General features: G+C 75.2%; 17 protein-coding genes and 1 pseudogene. 10 read left to right on the forward strand and 8 right to left on the reverse strand.

Going from position 1 to position 16,971, the window contains the following annotated elements:
* Positions 1–154: 154 nt before the first annotated feature.
* Both NFS20_RS18875 and NFS20_RS18880 read left to right on the forward strand, forming a co-directional pair.
* A complete protein-coding gene (locus NFS20_RS18875; RefSeq protein WP_251153330.1) occupies positions 155–490 on the forward strand; it encodes a DUF3039 domain-containing protein in 336 nt (111 codons plus the stop codon).
* Positions 487–2,340 (forward strand): DEAD/DEAH box helicase, encoded by a 1,854-nt coding sequence (locus NFS20_RS18880; protein ID WP_251153331.1) that lies wholly within the window; start codon positions 487–489, stop codon positions 2,338–2,340. The genes NFS20_RS18875 and NFS20_RS18880 overlap by 4 nt, the downstream gene beginning before the upstream one ends.
* On the opposite strand, the gene NFS20_RS18885 is transcribed toward NFS20_RS18880, so the two are convergent.
* On the reverse strand, positions 2,341–3,771 hold the full coding sequence (locus tag NFS20_RS18885) for a nicotinate phosphoribosyltransferase (protein ID WP_285821155.1): 1,431 nt from the start codon (positions 3,769–3,771) through the stop codon (positions 2,341–2,343).
* A 64-nt stretch (positions 3,772–3,835) separates the two neighbouring features.
* Here NFS20_RS18885 and clpS point away from each other — a divergent pair, with 64 nt between their 5' ends.
* The 6 genes from clpS (at position 3,836) to NFS20_RS18915 (ending at position 8,094) form a co-directional block, all read left to right on the forward strand.
* Positions 3,836–4,171 carry an ATP-dependent Clp protease adapter ClpS gene (clpS, locus tag NFS20_RS18890; RefSeq protein WP_463105790.1) on the forward strand — a complete coding sequence of 112 codons (336 nt, stop codon included), beginning with the start codon at positions 3,836–3,838 and terminating at the stop codon, positions 4,169–4,171.
* Positions 4,168–4,878: a DUF2017 family protein gene (locus NFS20_RS18895; RefSeq protein WP_251153332.1), complete on the forward strand. Its 711-nt coding sequence runs from the start codon at positions 4,168–4,170 to the stop codon at positions 4,876–4,878. Before clpS ends, NFS20_RS18895 begins: the two co-directional genes overlap by 4 nt.
* Before the next feature lie 90 nt (positions 4,879–4,968).
* Positions 4,969–5,772, forward strand: coding sequence for a glutamate racemase (murI, locus tag NFS20_RS18900; RefSeq protein WP_251153333.1), 804 nt, complete (start codon positions 4,969–4,971; stop codon positions 5,770–5,772).
* Positions 5,772–6,602, forward strand: a complete 831-nt coding sequence (locus NFS20_RS18905) for an MBL fold metallo-hydrolase (protein WP_251153334.1) — start codon at positions 5,772–5,774, stop codon at positions 6,600–6,602. Before murI ends, NFS20_RS18905 begins: the two co-directional genes overlap by 1 nt.
* Positions 6,603–6,640: 38 nt before the next feature.
* Positions 6,641–7,405, forward strand: coding sequence for a ribonuclease PH (gene rph / locus NFS20_RS18910; protein ID WP_285821156.1), 765 nt, complete (start codon positions 6,641–6,643; stop codon positions 7,403–7,405).
* On the forward strand, positions 7,402–8,094 hold the full coding sequence (locus tag NFS20_RS18915; protein ID WP_251153335.1) for a non-canonical purine NTP pyrophosphatase: 693 nt from the start codon (positions 7,402–7,404) through the stop codon (positions 8,092–8,094). The genes rph and NFS20_RS18915 overlap by 4 nt, the downstream gene beginning before the upstream one ends.
* A 63-nt stretch (positions 8,095–8,157) precedes the next feature.
* On the opposite strand, the gene NFS20_RS18920 is transcribed toward NFS20_RS18915, so the two are convergent.
* Positions 8,158–8,628, reverse strand: coding sequence for a DUF3054 domain-containing protein (locus NFS20_RS18920; RefSeq protein ID WP_251153336.1), 471 nt, complete (start codon positions 8,626–8,628; stop codon positions 8,158–8,160).
* Positions 8,629–8,782: 154 nt separating this feature from the next.
* Here NFS20_RS18920 and NFS20_RS18925 point away from each other — a divergent pair, with 154 nt between their 5' ends.
* Positions 8,783–10,417 (forward strand): ABC-F family ATP-binding cassette domain-containing protein, encoded by a 1,635-nt coding sequence (locus NFS20_RS18925; protein WP_251153337.1) that lies wholly within the window; start codon positions 8,783–8,785, stop codon positions 10,415–10,417.
* Positions 10,418–10,454: 37 nt separating this feature from the next.
* Here the strand turns inward: NFS20_RS18925 and NFS20_RS18930 are convergent, their stop codons facing one another.
* The 5 genes from NFS20_RS18930 to NFS20_RS18950 all read right to left on the reverse strand — a co-directional run bounded on the left by NFS20_RS18930 (position 10,455) and on the right by NFS20_RS18950 (position 15,596).
* Positions 10,455–10,994, reverse strand: coding sequence for a flavodoxin family protein (locus NFS20_RS18930; protein ID WP_251153338.1), 540 nt, complete (start codon positions 10,992–10,994; stop codon positions 10,455–10,457).
* Between the two features lie 151 nt (positions 10,995–11,145).
* Positions 11,146–11,829 carry a Pr6Pr family membrane protein gene (locus NFS20_RS18935; protein ID WP_251153339.1) on the reverse strand — a complete coding sequence of 228 codons (684 nt, stop codon included), beginning with the start codon at positions 11,827–11,829 and terminating at the stop codon, positions 11,146–11,148.
* Positions 11,826–12,395: an NUDIX hydrolase family protein gene (locus NFS20_RS18940; RefSeq protein ID WP_251153340.1), complete on the reverse strand. Its 570-nt coding sequence runs from the start codon at positions 12,393–12,395 to the stop codon at positions 11,826–11,828. Before NFS20_RS18940 ends, NFS20_RS18935 begins: the two co-directional genes overlap by 4 nt.
* Positions 12,396–12,441: 46 nt before the next feature.
* Positions 12,442–14,109, reverse strand: a complete 1,668-nt coding sequence (locus tag NFS20_RS18945) for a pyridoxal phosphate-dependent decarboxylase family protein (protein ID WP_251153341.1) — start codon at positions 14,107–14,109, stop codon at positions 12,442–12,444.
* Positions 14,106–15,596: an MFS transporter gene (locus NFS20_RS18950; RefSeq protein WP_251153342.1), complete on the reverse strand. Its 1,491-nt coding sequence runs from the start codon at positions 15,594–15,596 to the stop codon at positions 14,106–14,108. Before NFS20_RS18950 ends, NFS20_RS18945 begins: the two co-directional genes overlap by 4 nt.
* A gap of 111 nt (positions 15,597–15,707) precedes the next feature.
* On the opposite strand from NFS20_RS18950, the gene trxA reads away from it, so the two are divergent.
* Positions 15,708–16,091 carry a thioredoxin gene (gene trxA / locus NFS20_RS18955; protein ID WP_251153343.1) on the forward strand — a complete coding sequence of 128 codons (384 nt, stop codon included), beginning with the start codon at positions 15,708–15,710 and terminating at the stop codon, positions 16,089–16,091.
* Between the two features lie 80 nt (positions 16,092–16,171).
* Here the strand turns inward: trxA and NFS20_RS18960 are convergent.
* Positions 16,172–16,971: pseudogene (locus NFS20_RS18960) on the reverse strand (hypothetical protein); the annotation flags it as partial.

Genomic DNA, 16,971 nt, shown 5'->3' on the forward strand with positions numbered 1-16,971 from the left:
GAGCGCACGCGCCCCGGGGTCCCCGGGCCGCGAGCGCCAGTCCTCCCGCTGGCCGCCCGTCGGCGCCGGTCACGCCCCTGACCGGTGCCGGCGGGCTCATCTGCGCCCGGGACCGGCGGACGCGCTGTCGGCGCGGCGACGTAGACTGCTGGCCATGACCGAACTCCGCGCGAGCACGCCCCCCGGCGGTCCCGAGGACCCGTTCCGGAGCCCTGCGACCGAGCCGACCACGGGCACGTCGACAGGCGTCCTCGAGCGCGAGGAGACCCACGAGCAGGCCGAGCCGGGCGACCACGAGCGCTTCGCGCACTACGTGCGCAAGGAGAAGATCATGGAGTCGGCGATGTCCGGCAAGCCGGTGATCGCGCTCTGCGGCAAGGTCTGGGTACCGGGCCGCGACCCGAACAAGTTCCCCGTGTGCCCCACGTGCAAGGAGATCTACGACGGTCTGCGGGAGCCGCAGGACGGCGAGGGTGACTCCGGCAAGTGAGCGGCACGCCCCACTCGTCGTCCACCTCCCCGAACTCTCCTCGCGCCACCTCCGGCGCCGCTCCGGCCGCACCGCAGAGCCCGTCGTCCGCGGCGGCCTCGCACCTCTCCCCGGCGTTCCCGCGCCGCGCCCCGTGGGGCTCGGCGTCCAGGCTGCGCGCGTGGCAGGCGGAGGCCCTCGAGCTCTACCGCGGCCGCGCGCCGCGTGACTTCCTCGCGGTCGCCACGCCCGGCGCCGGCAAGACGACGTTCGCGCTGCGCGTGGCGACCGAGCTCCTCGAGCAGGGCGTCGTGCGTCGCGTCACGGTCGTCGCCCCGACGGAGCACCTCAAGCACCAGTGGGCCGACGCCGCCGCGCGCGTCGGCATCCGCATCGACCCCAACTTCCGCAACAGCCAGGGGCGGCACGGGTCGCACTACGACGGCGTCGCGCTGACGTACGCGCAGGTCGCGGCGAAGCCCGCGCTGCACGCCGCGCGCACGACCGCCGAGCGCACGCTCGTCATCCTCGACGAGGTCCACCACGGCGGGGACGCCCTGTCCTGGGGCGAGGCGGTGCGCGAGGCGTTCGAGGACGCCACGCGGCGCCTGAGCCTCACGGGTACTCCGTTCCGGTCCGACACGGCCGCGATCCCGTTCGTCGAGTACGAGCGCGGCCCCGACGGGATCCGCCGCTCGAAGGCCGACTACACGTACGGGTACGGCGAGGCGCTGCGCGACCACGTCGTGCGGCCGGTGCTCTTCCTCACGTACTCCGGCCAGATGCGCTGGCGCACGAAGGCGGGCGACGAGGTGAGCGCACGCCTCGGGGAGCCGCTCACGAAGGACATGACCGGGCAGGCGTGGCGCACGGCGCTCGACCCGAACGGCGAGTGGATCCCCTCCGTCCTCGCGGCGGCGGACAAGCGCCTCTCCGAGGTCCGGCGCGCGATCCCGGACGCGGGGGGTCTCGTCATCGCGACGGACCAGACGGACGCGCGCGCCTACGCGGGCCACCTCGCGCGGCTCACGGGGAAGTCGCCGACGGTCGTGCTCTCCGACGACGAGGGCGCGAGCGGGCGCATCGAGGAGTTCTCCGACGGCGACCAGCGCTGGATGGTCGCGGTGCGGATGGTGTCCGAGGGAGTGGACGTCCCGCGCCTGGCCGTGGGCGTGTACGCGACCTCGACCTCGACGCCGCTGTTCTTCGCGCAGGCCGTCGGGCGCTTCGTGCGCGCGCGGCGGCGGGGCGAGACGGCGTCGGTGTTCCTCCCGAGCGTCGCGCCGCTGCTCGAGCTCGCGAACGGGCTCGAGGTCGAGCGGGACCACGCGCTCGACCGCCCGCTCACGGCGGAGGAGCAGGGCGAGGGGTTCGACCCGGAGGCGGCGGAGCTCGCCGCGGCCAACCGGGAGGACAAGGCCTCGGGGGAGCTCGTCCAGGGCAGCTTCGAGGCGCTCGAGGCCCAGGCGTCGTTCGACCGCGTCCTCTTCGACGGCGGCGAGTTCGGCACGGGTGCGGACGTCGGCTCGGACGAGGAGCTCGACTTCCTCGGACTGCCGGGGCTGCTCGACGCGGACCAGGTGACGAGCCTCCTGCGTCAGCGGCAGGCCGACCAGATCAGCGCACGGTCCAAGAACGGTGTCGCGGCCGAGCGCGCGCGGTCCGAGCTGGAGCACCGGCGGGCGGCCGACCTGCGCAAGGAGCTCCAGCAGCTGGTGTCCGCGTGGGCGCGGCGCAGCGGGCAGCCCCACGGGACGGTGCACAACGAGCTGCGCCGTCGCTGCGGCGGCCCGGAGGTCCCGCTCGCGACCGTGGAGCAGCTCGACGCGCGCGTCAGCCTCGTCCGGGGCTGGTTCGTCGGCAAGAAGTAGTCAGTCGAGCGTGCGGACGACCGTGGGGATCGCCGGGTCGCCCGCCGAGAGCCGGCGTGCGCCGCGGGGCAGCTCGGCGCGCGACTCGCGGTGCCGGTCCGCCGCGTTCTGCACGCCGTACGACCCGACCCAGCGCGAGTCCACGGCGCCGTCGACCACGAGCGGCACGTGCAGGGGGCGCACGTCGCCCTCCTCGGCGTCCGGGTCCCAGTCCCGGACGGCGAGGTCGGCGCCCGTGACCACGAGCTCCTCGACGGCGCGACCGTCGTCCCCGTAGCGCCGGGCGGCGACCTTCCGGCCGCCGGTGCTCGTCTTGGCCGTCGAGGCCTTGGCGACCGGCTGCAGCACGCCCGACGCGTCCTCGCGGGCGACGAGCTTGTAGACCATGCCGCACGTCGGCGCCCCGGACCCGGTGACGAGCGACGTGCCGACGCCGTACGAGTCGACCGGTGCCGCCGCCAGCGCCGCGATCGCGTACTCGTCGAGGTCGGACGTCACCGTGATCCTCGTGTCGCGTGCGCCGAGCGAGTCGAGCTGTCGGCGGACCTCGACGGCGAGGACGCCGAGGTCGCCCGAGTCGAGCCGCACCGCCCCGAGCCCGGTCCCCGCGGCGCGGACGGCGTTCGCGACGCCGCGGTGCACGTCGTAGGTGTCGACGAGCAGCGTGGTTCCGGGTCCCAGGGAGGCGACCTGGGACGCGAAGGCCGACTCCTCGTCGTCGTGCAGGAGCGTGAAGGCGTGGGCCGCGGTGCCGATGGTCTCCAGGCCGTAGCGGCGCCCCGCCTCGAGGTTGGACGTCCCGGCGAAGCCCGCGACCACGGCGGCGCGTGCCGCGGCGACCGCCGCCTGCTCGTTGGCGCGGCGCGCACCCATCTCGAGGCACGGGCGGTCGACGGCCGCGCTCGTCATGCGGGACGCGGCGGACGCGATCGCGGAGTCGTAGTTGAGGATCGACAGCACGAGGGTCTCGAGCACGACCGCCTCGGCGAACGTGCCCTCCACGACCATCACCGGGGAGTGGGGGAAGAACACCTCGCCCTCGGCATACCCGTTGATCGAGCCCGTGAAGCGGTAGCCCGCGAGATAGTCGAGCGTGCGGTCGTCCACGACGGAGTGCGCGTGCAGCCAGTCGAGCTCGTGCGGCGAGAAGCGGAACGCGGCGAGCGCCTCGAGCACACGACCCGTCCCCGCGAGGACCCCGTAGCGCCGTCCGGCCGGGAGGCGCCGGGTGAACACCTCGAACAGGCAGTGGCGGTGCGCGGTGCCGTCGGCGAGCGCCGCCTGGAGCATCGTCAGCTCGTAGCGGTCCGTGAGGAGGGCGGTCGACGTGCTGGGGCCGTTGCCCACGGGTGCGGTCGCGCCGAGGGCGGCGTCGAGTCCGGGCGCGAGGGCGGCCCGGAGGGCGGCGGTGCCCCGGTCGTTCAGGCTCATGCGGACACCGTAGGGCAGACGACCCCGTCACGGGCGGTGACGGGCCCGCGAATACAGTGGTGGGGTGAACCTCCCCCCGATCTTCACCCGCGCCGCCGCGCCCCGGGCCTCCGTCGCGGTCCCCGACGAGGCGACCCGCACCGACCTCGACGTGGCCGCCGACAGCCCGTGGGTGACCCTCGTGTGGAACGACCCGGTGAACCTCATGAGCTACGTCGCCTACGTGTTCGAGTCGTACTTCGGGTACCCCACGTCGCGGGCGAACGAGCTCATGCTCCAGGTGCACCACGAGGGCCGCGCGGCCGTGTCGACCGGGACGCGCGAGCGCATGGAGGTGGACGTGCAGGCCATGCACGGCTTCGGTCTCTGGGCCACGATGCAGCGGAGCGACGAGGCATGAGGCCGTTCCGCACCGACGAGCTGGGGTACGTCGCCGAGCTCGAGCCGTCCGAGCGCATCGTGCTGGCGCAGCTCGCGGGCGACGTCGCGCAGATGCTGCAGGAGCACGCGCCGGTCGACGCGCCCGGGGCCCGGGACCTCGGGGGCGCGGGGGACGGGTCCGAGGACGGCGAGGCCTGGGCGCCGCCCGGGTGGACGGGTCCCGCCCCCCGCGCGACCGGGTCCGGCACGCCGCGGTCCGACCGCAGGGCGCCGCTCGACCCGGCGGTGCGCCGTCTGCTCCCGGCGGCGTCCGACGACGCCGCGGTCGCGGCCGAGTTCCGCCGGTTCACGCAGGACGACCTGGCGGGGGAGAAGATCGGCCGGCTCGTGCTGCTCGGCCAGATGCTCGTGGACGGGGAGCCGGCGCACGCCGCGCCCTTCGTCGTGCCGCGCGACACCGCCAAGCGGGTCGCGGGCGCCCTGACGGACGTGCGCCTCGTCCTCGCGGAGCGCCTCGACCTGCGGACCGACGAGCAGGTCGAGGGCCTGTACGACGAGCTCGACGCGGAGGGCGACGACGGCCCGGACGACGCCTCCGACGTCGACGGGCTCGCGGCGCGACGGTTCCTCGTGAGCGTGTTCCTCCTGACCGGCCTGCTCCAGGAGTCGCTCGTCGACGGCATGCTCGCCGACCTGCGGGCGGGCCGCGGGGACGCCCGGGGCTGACGGTGCCGTGCCCGGTCTGTGGGCGCTGCCACAGCCCGACGGCGCGCGCACGGGGGGTCGTCCGGCGCCGGTCGCACTAGGCTCGGGCGCGTGAACGACGCTCCCATCGGCATCTTCGACTCGGGCGTGGGCGGGCTCACGGTGGCCCGCTCGATCCTCGACCAGCTGCCGAACGAGTCGCTCCTCTACATGGGGGATACCGCCAACGGCCCGTACGGCCCGAAGCCCCTCGCTGCGGTGCGCGCGATGGCGCTCGCCGTCATGGACCGGCTCGTCGACGACGGCGTGAAGATGCTCGTCATCGCGTGCAACTCGGCGTCGGCGGTCGTGCTGCCCGACGCCCGGGAGCGGTACACCGTGCGGCGCGGCATCCCCGTGGTCGAGGTCGTCCTGCCCGCGGCACGCCGGGCGGTGCTCGCTACGCGCTCGGGGCACATCGGGGTCATCGGCACCAAGGCGACGGTCGACTCCAAGGCGTACGACGACGCGTTCGCCGTCACGCCGGGGCTGCAGATCACGACGCGGGCGTGCCCCGCGTTCGTCCCGCTCATCGAGGACGGCGTGACGTCGGGCCCCGAGGTGATGGCGGTCGCGCACGAGTACCTCGACCCGGTCAAGGCGGCCGGCGTGGACACGCTGGTCCTCGGCTGCACGCACTACCCGCTCCTCACGGGCGCGATCTCCTACGTCATGGGGGAGGACGTCACGCTCGTGTCGAGCGCCGAGGAGACCGCGAAGGACGTCTACCGCACGCTCGTCGCGCACGACCTCGAGCGCTCGCGCGACGCCGGGCCGCCGCTGCACCGCTTCCTCGCGACGGGCAGCGCCGAGCCGTTCGAGCACCTCGCGCGCCGGTTCCTCGGACCCGAGGTCCTCACCGTGGAGGCCGCCTGATGCGCCTCGTCACGGTCGGCTGCTCCGGGTCGTTCGCGGGCCCGGCCTCGCCCGCGTCGTCGTACCTGGTCCAGGTGCCGGCCGCCGAGGCCGCTGCCGCGGGTCACGAGGAGCGCGACTGGAGCGTCGTGCTCGACCTCGGGAACGGCTCGCTCGGTGCGCTGCAGCGGTTCGTCGACCCGCTCGACCTCGACGCCGTCGCGCTCTCGCACCTGCACCCCGACCACTTCGTCGACGTGTGCGGCCTGTACGTGTACCTGCGGTACCACCCGGCACGGGGCTCCGCCCGGACGGGGGTGCCGTCGCGGCTGCCCGTGCTCGGGCCGTCGGACACGGAGGCGCGCCTCGACGCCGCCTACGGGGCGGACCCCGGCGACGGGCTCGCCCACGAGCTCGACGTGCGGACCTGGGAGCCCGGGGCCGCGGTCACCGTGGGACCGCTGACGCTCGAGCCGTTCCGCGTGTTCCACCCCGTCGAGGCGTACGGCGTGCGCGTCACGGGACCGTCGACGCTCCGGCCCGGGGAGCGGTCCGTGCTCGCGTACACGGGCGACACCGACGCGTGCGACGGTGTCGTCGAGCTCGCGCGCGACGCCGACCTGCTGCTGTCCGAGGCGGCGTTCCACGAAGGTCGCGACGACGCCGTCGAGCGGGGCATCCACCTCACCGGGAGGCGGGCGGGGGAGGTCGCGACCGCGGCGGGCGCACGTAGGCTCGTGCTCACGCACCTCCCGGCCTGGAACGACCCCGACCGTTCTCGCGACGAGGCGCGCGAGGTCTACGCCGGTCCGGTCGACGTCGCGACGACGGGCGCCGAGTTCCTTCTCTAGCCGCTCAGCGGACGGGGTCCGGTCGGTAGGGTGGGCGCATGACCTCCCCCCAGAACTCCGGCGGCTCCGTGCTGCGCGTCGACGGCCGCGCGCCCGACCAGCTCCGTCCCGTCACCATCACGCGGAACTGGCTCGACCAGGCCGAGGGCAGCGTCCTCGTCGAGTTCGGGCGCACGCGCGTGCTGTGCGCCGCGTCGTTCACCGAGGGCGTCCCGCGCTGGCGCAAGGGCTCGGGCGAGGGCTGGGTCACGGCCGAGTACGCGATGCTGCCGCGCGCGACGAACGAGCGGAGCCAGCGCGAGTCGGTCAAGGGCAAGATCGGTGGCCGCACGCACGAGATCTCGCGGCTGATCGGCCGCTCGCTGCGCGCGGTCATCGACGTCTCCGCGCTCGGCGAGAACACGATCGTCCTCGACTGCGACGTGCTCCAGGCCGACGGCGGGACGCGCACCGCCGCGATCACCGGCGCCTACGTCGCGCTCGCCGACGCGGTCGCGTGGGGCCAGCGCCACGGTCACGTGAAGTCGGGCGGCAAGCCGGTGCTGACGGACTCCGTGGCCGCCGTGAGCGTCGGGATCGTCGACGGCGTGCCGATGCTCGACCTCCCGTACGTCGAGGACGTGCGTGCCGAGACGGACATGAACGTCGTCACCACGGGTGCAGGGACCTTCGTCGAGGTGCAGGGGACGGCCGAGCACGCGCCGTTCGACCGCGCCGAGCTCGACGCGCTCCTCGACCTCGCGGTCGCCGGGACCGCGCAGCTCACCGCGATCCAGCGCGCGGCGCTCGAGGCGGGCGCGTGAGCGGGTCGACCGTCCAGGTGCCCGACGGCGCGCGCCTCGTCCTCGCGACGCACAACCGGGGCAAGCTCGCCGAGCTGCGCGCGATCCTCGCGGCCGAGCTCGACGCGCACCCGGGGCTCGCGCTCGCGCCCGAGCACGTCGTCAGCGCCGGCGACGTCGGCGCGCCCGAGCCCGTCGAGGACGGCGTGACGTTCGCCGAGAACGCGCTCGTCAAGGCGCGCGCGCTCGCGGCGGCCACGGGCCTGCCGGCCGTCGCGGACGACTCCGGTCTCGCCGTCGACGTCCTGGGCGGCGCGCCGGGCATCTTCAGCGCCCGGTGGGCGGGGCGGCACGGCGACGACGTCGCGAACCTCGAGCTCCTGCTCGCGCAGCTGCGCGACGTGCGCCCCGAGCACCGCGGTGCGGGTTTCGTGTGCGCGGCGGCGCTCGTCACGCCCGACGGCCACGAGGTCGTGCGGACGGGGGAGATGCGCGGCGTGCTCCTCGACGCGCCACGCGGCGAGAACGGGTTCGGCTACGACCCGGTCCTGGAACCGACGGACCAGCCGGGCGCCGCGTCGTCCGGCGCCGGTGCGGCGCGCCGCTCGGCCGCCGAGCTGAGCCCGGCCGAGAAGAACGCGATCAGCCACCGTGGCACCGCGTTCCGCGCGCTCGCCCCGGAGATCGTCACCGCCCTCTCGCCGAGGTAGTACCGCGGTCGCGTGAGGTGATGCTCCGGTCGCGTGAGGTGATGACCCGGTGGCGCGGGTGCGTCAGCGCCCCGAGAGCTCGCGCTCGCGGCGACGTCGGTCCGCGGGGCGCAGGACGTCGACGAGCGCGACGACGCCGCGCCAGCCCAGCATCGTCACGCCGAGCACGCTGAGCGACACGAGCTGGAACGCCGGCGCCACGCCCTGGCCCGTGAGCACGCGCAGCAGCACCCCGAGGGCCCACGCGCAGGCCCAGACGACGACGCCGGTGGGCACCAGCCGCCACGGCCTGCGCCACGCCCGCGTGACGAGCCACCCGACCAGCGCCCCCGCCGCGAAGGGCCACGCGACGTACAGCAGCCGCACGACGCCCTCGCCGGGCGTGTGCGCCGCGAGGCCGCCGGACGCGAGCGCGAGGACGCACGCGACGTCGGCCAGCGCGGCGAGGACGACGAGACCGGCGCGGGGTCGGGCCGCGCCAGGCACGGACGACGACTCCGCGAGACCGGGTGGGCGGTCGGTCGGCGTGCTCATGGGTCGACCGTACCCGCGAGATCGACCCGTCGGGCGTGAGATCGACCTTCAGGAGGTCGACCTCACGACGCCCGGGTCGACCTCGTGACCGGTACGACCCCGTCGTGTCCCGGGGGATGCGGGCGTCGGGGCCCGCGCCGCCTAGGGTTGAGCCGTGCACCTCGCCGCCGACGACCTCGCCTTCTCCTACCCGGGGCGTCCCGTGCTCGACGGCGTGAGCGTGCGCGTCGCGGAGGGGACCCGGTTGGGCGTGGTGGGGGAGAACGGGACGGGGAAGTCGACGCTGCTCCACGTCCTGTCGGGCGACCTCGTGCCGAGCAGGGGCGAGGTGCGACGCGCGGGCGACCTGGCCGTCGTCGAGCAGGAGCTCGCCGTGGCCCCGGGACAGACCGTCGGCGACCTGGTGCACGCGACGCTCGCAGAGCTGCGTGCCGTCGCCGCGGCGCTCGACGCCGCCGCACGGGAGTTCGACCACGACACCGGGGACCTCGCGGAGCTCACGGCGATCCTCGCCCGTGCGGAGCACCTCGCGGTGTGGGACGCGGATCGTCGCGTCGACGTCGCGCTGTCCCGCCTGGCCGCGTGCCGCGACCGCGACCGCGAGCTCGCGACGCTGTCCGTCGGTGAGCGCTACCGGGTGCGGCTCGCGTGCCGCCTCGCCGAGCGCGCCGAGCTCCTGCTCCTCGACGAGCCGACGAACCACCTGGACACGAGCGGGATCGACTTCCTCACGGGCGAGCTCGTCGCGTGGCGCGGCGGGGTGGTCATGGTCACGCACGACCGGCAGCTCCTCGACGACGTCGCGACCGAGATCCTCGACCTCGACCCGTCGATGGACGGCAAGCCGGTCCTCTACGGCCAGCCCGGCTACCTCTCGTACCGGTTCGCGAAGAACCAGGCCCTGCACCGCTGGCGCCAGCGCTACCGCGCCGAGCGCAAGCGCGCGGAGAAGCTCGCCGAGGTGCTCGACGCGTCGTACGAGGGGCTCTCCGACGAGTGGCGTCCGCCCAAGGGCAGCCAGAAGCACCGCCGCGCCACGCGCGCCCGCATCCACGTCAAGGCCGCGGACCGGATGATCCAGAGGCTCGAGGCCGAGTCGGTCGAGGTCCCGGTGCCACCGCTGCAGCTCGCGTTCCCCGAGCTGCCCGCGATGTCCCCGGGCTGGAACCCCGCCGACCCCGTGCTGGAGCTGCGCAGCCCGCGCGTCGGGGCCGACGACGGTCCTCGCCTCGACCTGCCGGGCACACGGGTCGCGATCCCGCCGTCGGGGCGGCTCCTCGTCACCGGACCCAACGGCAGCGGGAAGTCGACGTTCCTCGCGGCGCTCGCGGGCCGCGTCGCTCTCGACCGGGGCGCGCGGTCTGCGGTCGACGGCGTGCGGCTCGGCGTCGTCGCGCAGGAGGGCCCCGATCTGCCGGCCGGGGCGGAGGAACGCACGGGCTTCGACGAGTACGGCCGGGAGGCGCTCGAGCTGCTCGACGCCGGGCGCCTCGACACCGAGCACCTCGTGCCCGTCGCGTTCCTGGGTCTGCTCACCGAGGAGGACCTCGACCGGCCGCTGCGCGAGCTGTCCGCCGGCCAGCGTCGCCGCTTCGACCTCGCGCGCGCCCTGCTCGCCGCGCCGCACGTGCTCGTCCTCGACGAGCCGACCAACCACCTGTCGATCGACCTCGTCGACGAGCTCACGCAGGCGCTGCGCGTGACGCCCGCGGCCGTCGTCGTCGCGACGCACGACCGACGCATGCGCGAGGACTTCGAGGACTGGCCCCGGCTCGAGCTCGCGGGCTGACCGACGAGCCGCGCGACACCCCTCGGGGAGCAGACGCTCAGACGCGGGGCGGTACCGTGGCCGGGACCAGGGCGTCGGCGAGGGCGCGACCCCACGTGCGGGCTCGCTCGAGCTCGCCCTCGTCCAGCGGGCCCTCGACGTCGCCCACGTAGAACGACGCCGGGGCCGTGAGCAGGCGGTAGCCGGCGCGCCGCAGCACCTTGGCGGCCCCGCGTGCCGCCGAGCCCGGCAGCGGCTTGACCTTGGTGACGCGCGTGTCGAACGTCGCGGCGAGGCGTGCGTCGGCCGTGCGCGGCATCGACTCGACCCACTCGCGCAGACCGCGGGTGCGCCGCGAGACGTCCCCGGTCGCGCGCTGGACGGCGTCCGCACGGGTCGCCGGACGCGTCATGCCGAACGCGTGCGTCGGACCGCCCGCGACGAGCAGGTCGGCCTCGGGCAGCACGTCGGGCGCGGCGGCCGCGTCGTCGACGTCGAGGACCAGGACGCGGACCCGTTCCCCGAGACCTTGCGCGACGGCGCGGGCGACCCGCTCGCTGTTGCCGTACATCGACTCGTACACCACGACCGCGTCCATGACCGCTCCCTCGTCCCGGTGCCCGACGTACGGGCGCCCTCCTCCTATGCTCGTGCGCCGGTGCGGGGCGCGGCAGGGGCGCCGGTCACGTCCGGCCGGGACCTCGGTCCCGAGCCCTTCCGTCGCGACCGGCCCAGGTGCGGAACGGCTGTCAGGGCGCGGGACGCAGGCGCGAGTCCACGACCTTCACGAGCCACGCGAGGCCGAGGAAGACCGCGGCGACCACCGCGGTGTTCACGAGGGCGGGCCCGTAGCCGAGCCGGCCCACGTCGAGGAACGGGTACGGGTACCAGCCCACGACCGCGCCGCGCACGAAGGTGTACGCGATCCACGCCAGCGGGTACGCGACGGACCACCAGACCGTCTCGGACGTGACGCCCGGCCGCGGCCCGACCAGCCCCCACGCCGCCACCGCCAGGAGCGGAGAGAGCAGGTGGAGCAGCAGGTTGGACACCTGGCCGGCGGCGGACAGCTCCTGCAGGCCGCGCAGCACCGTGGTGTAGACGATCCCCGTCACGGCGATGCACAGCAGGGCGTCGAGCCGCGCGACGCGGAAGACGCGGCCGTCGCGGCGCGGGTCGAGCGCGAGGAGCAGCGACACGACGCCGACGAGGAGGTTGGACTGGATCGTGAAGTAGCTGAAGAGCCGGACGACGCGCTCCGCGTGGCTCGGCGCGGTCCCCGCCCCGCCGGTGAGCGCGATGACCAGCTCCATCGCGACGCCGGTGAGCGCGACGAGCGCGACGAGCGCGTGCAGGCTGCGCGCGACACCCGTGCCGGACCGACGACCGGGCGGCGCGACGTCGCGACCGACCGGTCCGGCGGCGTGGGTCACGGGAGGCGGCCCACGTGGGCCATCGCCTGCCGGAGCAGCACTCCCTGGCCCCCGCGCATCTCGAGCTGGACCTCGTCGCTGCACGCCTGCTCGGGCGTGAGCCAGGCGAGCTCGAGCGCGTTCTGCTGCGGGCGGCAGTCGCCGGACACCGGCACGACGTACGCGAGCGAGACCGCGTGCTGGCGTGGGTCGTGGTACGACGTGATGCCGGGCGTCGGGAAGTACTCGGCGACCGTGAACGGCTGCGGCGAGGCCGGGACCTGGGGGAGGGCGACCGGCCCGAGGTCCTTCTCGATGTGCCGCAGCAGCGCGTCGCGGATGCGCTCGTGGAACATGACGCGGCCCGACACGAGGGCCCGCGTCATCATCCCGTCGGGGGCGACGCGCAGCAGCAGCCCGACCGCGACGACGTCCCCCGAGTCGTCGACGCGCACCGGGACCGCGTCGACGTAGACGAGAGGGAGCTGCGAGCGCACGACGGCGATCTCCTCGGGCGTCAGCCACCCCGCAGGCTGCGGGTTGTCGTTCGAGAAGTCGTCGGGCGGGAAGTCGGCGGTGTCGGTCACGCGACTGTTCTACCCCGCGCGGCGGGTCGGAGCGAGTCCGTCGGCGTCAACGGCCCGGTACGACGGGCTCGCTGAAGCGTGCGACGAGCTCGACGAGCAGCCGTTCCGCGACCGGTCCGGGCAGCGCCTCCATGACGGCGAGCAGCGGGGCGAGGCTCCCGGGCAGCGCGAGGTCTCTCCGCCCGGCGGCCTCCGGCCCGTCGACGTCGTGCCCGGCGGAGCCGGTCTCGCCGGGACCCGGGCCGTCGAGCAGCGCGGCGCGCAGGACGGCCCAGATCTCGTCGGCCCCCGCCGCCGCCAGGTGCTCGACCGCGTCCTCGGGCGAGGTGCCGAGGCCGGCGGCGATGCCACCGAGCACGACGTCGGCCGCGGGCCGGGCGACGCCGCGCACCGCGTCGGCCCCCGCGCGCAGCGCGTCGACCAGGTCGTCCACCACGGACTCCGTGACGGGGGTGACCGTGAGGTGCGTGGTGTGCGGGAGGCGGGTGCCGTCGTCCTGCACGAGGCCGGGCTGCGGCTGGAGCACCCAGTCGCGCGTGCGGACGGCGTCCGCCCAGACGTGCGGGTCGACGCGCCGGTCGGGGCGGACGGCGTCGTCGGCCGCGACGGCGATCAGCGGGCCGCTCGGGGTCCCGACCACCCGCAGCCCGTCGATCTCGCCCACCGCGGCCGTGAGCGCCCGCGTCGCGCGGACGCACCGGGCCGTGAGCGCGGTGTAGCCCTCGGGGCCCAGCGCCTGGCTGACGGCCCACGCCGCGGCGAGCGGGGCGGCCGACCGCGAGCCCGACATCGTCGCGTTGACCACCGGGTAGCCCGGCCACGCGGTCGTCGCGAAGAACTGCCGCCGCTGCCGGTCACGGCCGCGCACGAGCAGGACCGACGCGCCCTTGGGCGCGTAGCCGTACTTGTGGACGTCCGCGGAGATGCTCGTGACCCCGGGGACGGCGAAGTCGAACGTGGGCAGGGTGTCGCCGCCGGCGGCCTCCCAGAACGGCAGGACCCAGCCGCCCACGCACGCGTCGACGTGCACCGGCACCCCGAGATCGTGGGCCGCGCGCGCGATCTCGGCCACAGGGTCCACGACGCCGTGCGGGTACGACGGCGCGGAGACGACCACGAGCGCGACGTCGCCCGGCCCGCCGTCCGGGCCGGAGCGCAGCTCGGCGAGGGTCCGGGCGACGTCCGCACTGCCCGTCGCCGGGTCGACGGGCAGTGCGGTGAGCCCGACGTCGAGGTAGTGCGCCGCCTTGCGGAACGCGGCGTGGACGCTCGTGGGGACGACGATGCGCGGGCGCACGCCCGGGTGCTCGGCGGCGAACGCGTCGCGCGCGATCTTCACCGCGAGGAGGCAGCTCTCCGTGCCTCCGGACGTCACGGAGCCCACGACCGTGCCCGGACCGTCGTCGGGTCCGTGGAGCATGCGCCGGGCGAACCCGACGAGCTCACGCTCCATGACCGCGACCGACGTGAACGTCGTCGGGTCGAGCCCGTTGACGGGCTGCACCGCCCGTGCGGCGGCGGCCGCGAGCTCGTCGAGCTCCGCCAGGCCGGGGTCGTAGACGTAGGACAGGACCCGGCCCCCGTGCGTCGGGGCGTCCGCCGCGCGCAGCGCGGCGAGACGCTCGAGGATGCCGTCGGTCCGGACGGGGACGTCCGTCGCGTCGGCGCGTCGAGGGCGCGGGTCGGTCGGGTCGTCGCTCGGCAGGGTGGTCACGCGGCAGCTCCGGTGCGGTCGTCGATGTCCCCCTGGCGCAGACCGTACCGCAGGAGCGGGACGAGGCTCACCAGCACCAGGACGGCCGGGACGAGCGAGAACGACAGCGCGATGCCGTCGACGGCCGCGGTCGGCTGGGCGACCGTCTCGCCCGCCCGGGTCGAGACGTAGCCGGTCAGGGCCAGGACGGAGGACAGCACGGCCGGGCCGAGCGCCATCCCCGTCGTCTCGCCGGCCGTCCAGACGCCGCTGAACGTCCCGCCCCTCCCGGCACCCTGCTGCTCCCGCGCGTCGTGGTCGATGACGTCGGGCAGCATCGCGAGCGGCAGGGCCTGCATCCCCGCGTACGCGACGCCCGCGAGAGCTGTCGGGACGTACACCCACGGCCCCGGGGCCCACGCGAGCGGCACCATGCCGAGCGTGGCGACCGCGAACAGGACGGTGGCGACGACGAACGCGCGCTCCTTGCCGTCGCGGCGCGCGAGGCGCGTCCACAGCGGCATGCACGCGAGCGCGGGGGCGATGAGGGCCGCGAACAGCAGGCTCACCGCGGCCTCGTCGCGCAGGACGTAGCGCGCGACGTACGCCGCGCCGGCGAGCATGAGCCCCGTCGCGACGGCCTGGAGGAAGAACGTGGCCAGGAGCGTGCGGAACGGGCGGGACCGGCGCAGCGCGCCGGCCGCCTCCCGCACCGCGACGAGCCAGGCGGCCCGGGCCGTCAGGGGCCGGGCTTCCGTGCCGACCTCGGTGCCGGCGCGGCCTGCGGTCGACGTCGAGGAGGAGGGAGCGCCGGACCCTGTTGTGCGAGGAGCCGTGCGTGGTGCCGTGCGGGACGGCGTGCGGGGTGCCGTCCGGGAGGCGACGAGCATGCCCGCCCCGATGACGACTCCCGCGACCACGCCCATGAGGAGGTAGCCCGAGAGGGACTCGCCGTCGCCGCGCAGGATCGGGCCGCCCGCACCGAACAGCAGGATCGCGAACGCGAGCGCCGCGACGCGCCACGCGAGCAGCCGCGTGCGCCCGTCGTACGACAGCCCGAGCTCGGCGGGCAGCGCGATGTACGGGATCTGGAACAGGCTGAACGCGGTCGCCGACAGGAGGAACGCCACGAGGACCCAGAGCGCGGCGGCCGTGGGGCCCGCGGACGCCGGGACCGCGAACGTCAGCGCGAAGAGCACCGGGAGCGTCAGTGCGCCGATCGTCATGAACCGCCGGCGCGAGCCCGTCCGCGCGAGGTCGCGGTCCGAGCCGTACCCGATGAAGGGGTCGACGACGACGTCCCACACCTTCGCCCCGGTGACGATCAGCCCGGCGACGGCGGCCGGCACGGCCAGGGCGTCCGTCAGGTACACGAGCAGCACGAGGCCTGGCAGCGTCCCGAACCCGCCGGTGCCGACCGACCCGGCGGCGTATCCGGCGATCGTCCGGCGGGACGGGCTCCCGGTGGCGACGTCGCGCGGAGCGGGAGGCGTGGTGGCGTTCGTCACAGCGTCAGCGTAGGGGGTGCCGTGGCGAACCCGGTGGCGCGGCGCCGGGGAATACCCACGTCCGTACGGTTGCTGCACCCTCTGGACCCCGAGACCTCCTGGAGGACAGCCATGGCCACGCAGACCCTCACCGAGTCGACCTTCGAGCAGACGATCACGGACAACGACATCGTCCTGGTCGACTTCTGGGCGGACTGGTGCGGACCGTGCAAGATGTTCGCGCCCGTGTTCGAGGCGTCGTCGGAGGAGAACCCCGACGTCGTGCACGGCAAGATCGACACCGAGGCCGAGCGCGCGCTCGCCGCGGCCGCCAACATCACGTCCATCCCGACGCTCATGGCGTTCCGCGAGGGCATCCTCGTCTTCTCGCAGCCCGGCGCGCTCCCCGCGCCGGCTCTCAAGCAGGTCGTCGACGCCGTGAAGGGCCTCGACATGGAGGACGTGCGCAAGCAGATCGCCGCCGCGGGCGACGGGACGTCGGCGCAGGGCGCCTGACCCTCCGAGCACCCGGACGCCGAGGCTCCGCCCGACCGGTCGGTCGGACGGAGCCTCTTCTGCGCTCCGGGGCCGGCCCGTCAGGCGCAGTCGAGCGCGGCGAACGAGACGTCCGACGAGGAGCTCCGACCGTCTCCGCTCGCCGCGGCGCGAGCCGTGCCCGCGTCGACGCGGACCGTACGCACCGCGAACGCCTGGTACGCGGACCCGCCGGGCTGGACGCCCGCCACCGTCCGTGAGCCGTACGGCGTCTCGAGCACGACGTCGACGGGCACGGTGTCCCCGTTGGTCGCCCGGACCGCGACGTAGGCCCTACCCCCCACGCACCGGGTCTGGCTGGTCGTCGTCACCCTCAGGGCGGTCGGCTCGGTCGCTGCCGCCTCGAGGGGGACGGTGAGCGTCGCCGTCGGCCCGGTGGCGAGCGTCGGGCGGCCCGTGCCGAGCACGCTCCACACCTCGAGCCGTATCGAGCCGCCGTCGAGGTCGCCGAGGGCCGCCCCGCTGGTCCGGACCTGACGGCCCGCGCTCGAGTACGTCTCCGGTCCGGGGACCGGGTCCGTCGCGAAGTACGCGTACGTCTCCGTGCGGTCCCACGTGCCGTCGCCCGTGAGGTCGTAGCTCACGCGCGCCTGGACCGCCAGACCGACCGTCGTCCCGGCGTCGACGGGCAGGGAGAACGCGGTGGACCCGCCGTCGTACGACGCCGTCACGTCCGGCGCGACGAACGTGGCCGGCTCGTACGGCGTGCCGTCCCGGGTCTCGCCCCCGGCGGAGGCGAGCTGGACCGTGCCCGCCGCACCGGGCGACGTCGTGAGCGCGCCGTCGGCGGAGACGTGCAGCGTCGACGCGAGCTCGCCCGGGTCGGGGTCGGGGTCGGGAT

The organism is Cellulosimicrobium sp. Marseille-Q4280, from assembly GCF_943181405.1.
GTDB lineage: Bacteria > Actinomycetota > Actinomycetes > Actinomycetales > Cellulomonadaceae > Cellulosimicrobium.

Bases quoted from the DNA above. Each gene is read 5' to 3' on its own strand.
- trxA (WP_251153343.1), top strand. From the start codon at position 15,708: ATGGCCACGCAGACCCTCACCGAGTCGACCTTCGAGCAGACGATCACG.
- NFS20_RS18895 (WP_251153332.1), top strand. From the start codon at position 4,168: ATGAGGCCGTTCCGCACCGACGAGCTGGGGTACGTCGCCGAGCTCGAG.
- NFS20_RS18920 (WP_251153336.1), bottom strand. From the start codon at position 8,628: ATGAGCACGCCGACCGACCGCCCACCCGGTCTCGCGGAGTCGTCGTCC.
- NFS20_RS18905 (WP_251153334.1), top strand. From the start codon at position 5,772: ATGCGCCTCGTCACGGTCGGCTGCTCCGGGTCGTTCGCGGGCCCGGCC.
- NFS20_RS18930 (WP_251153338.1), bottom strand. From the start codon at position 10,994: ATGGACGCGGTCGTGGTGTACGAGTCGATGTACGGCAACAGCGAGCGG.
- rph (WP_285821156.1), top strand. From the start codon at position 6,641: ATGACCTCCCCCCAGAACTCCGGCGGCTCCGTGCTGCGCGTCGACGGC.
- NFS20_RS18885 (WP_285821155.1), bottom strand. From the start codon at position 3,771: ATGAGCCTGAACGACCGGGGCACCGCCGCCCTCCGGGCCGCCCTCGCG.
- NFS20_RS18875 (WP_251153330.1), top strand. From the start codon at position 155: ATGACCGAACTCCGCGCGAGCACGCCCCCCGGCGGTCCCGAGGACCCG.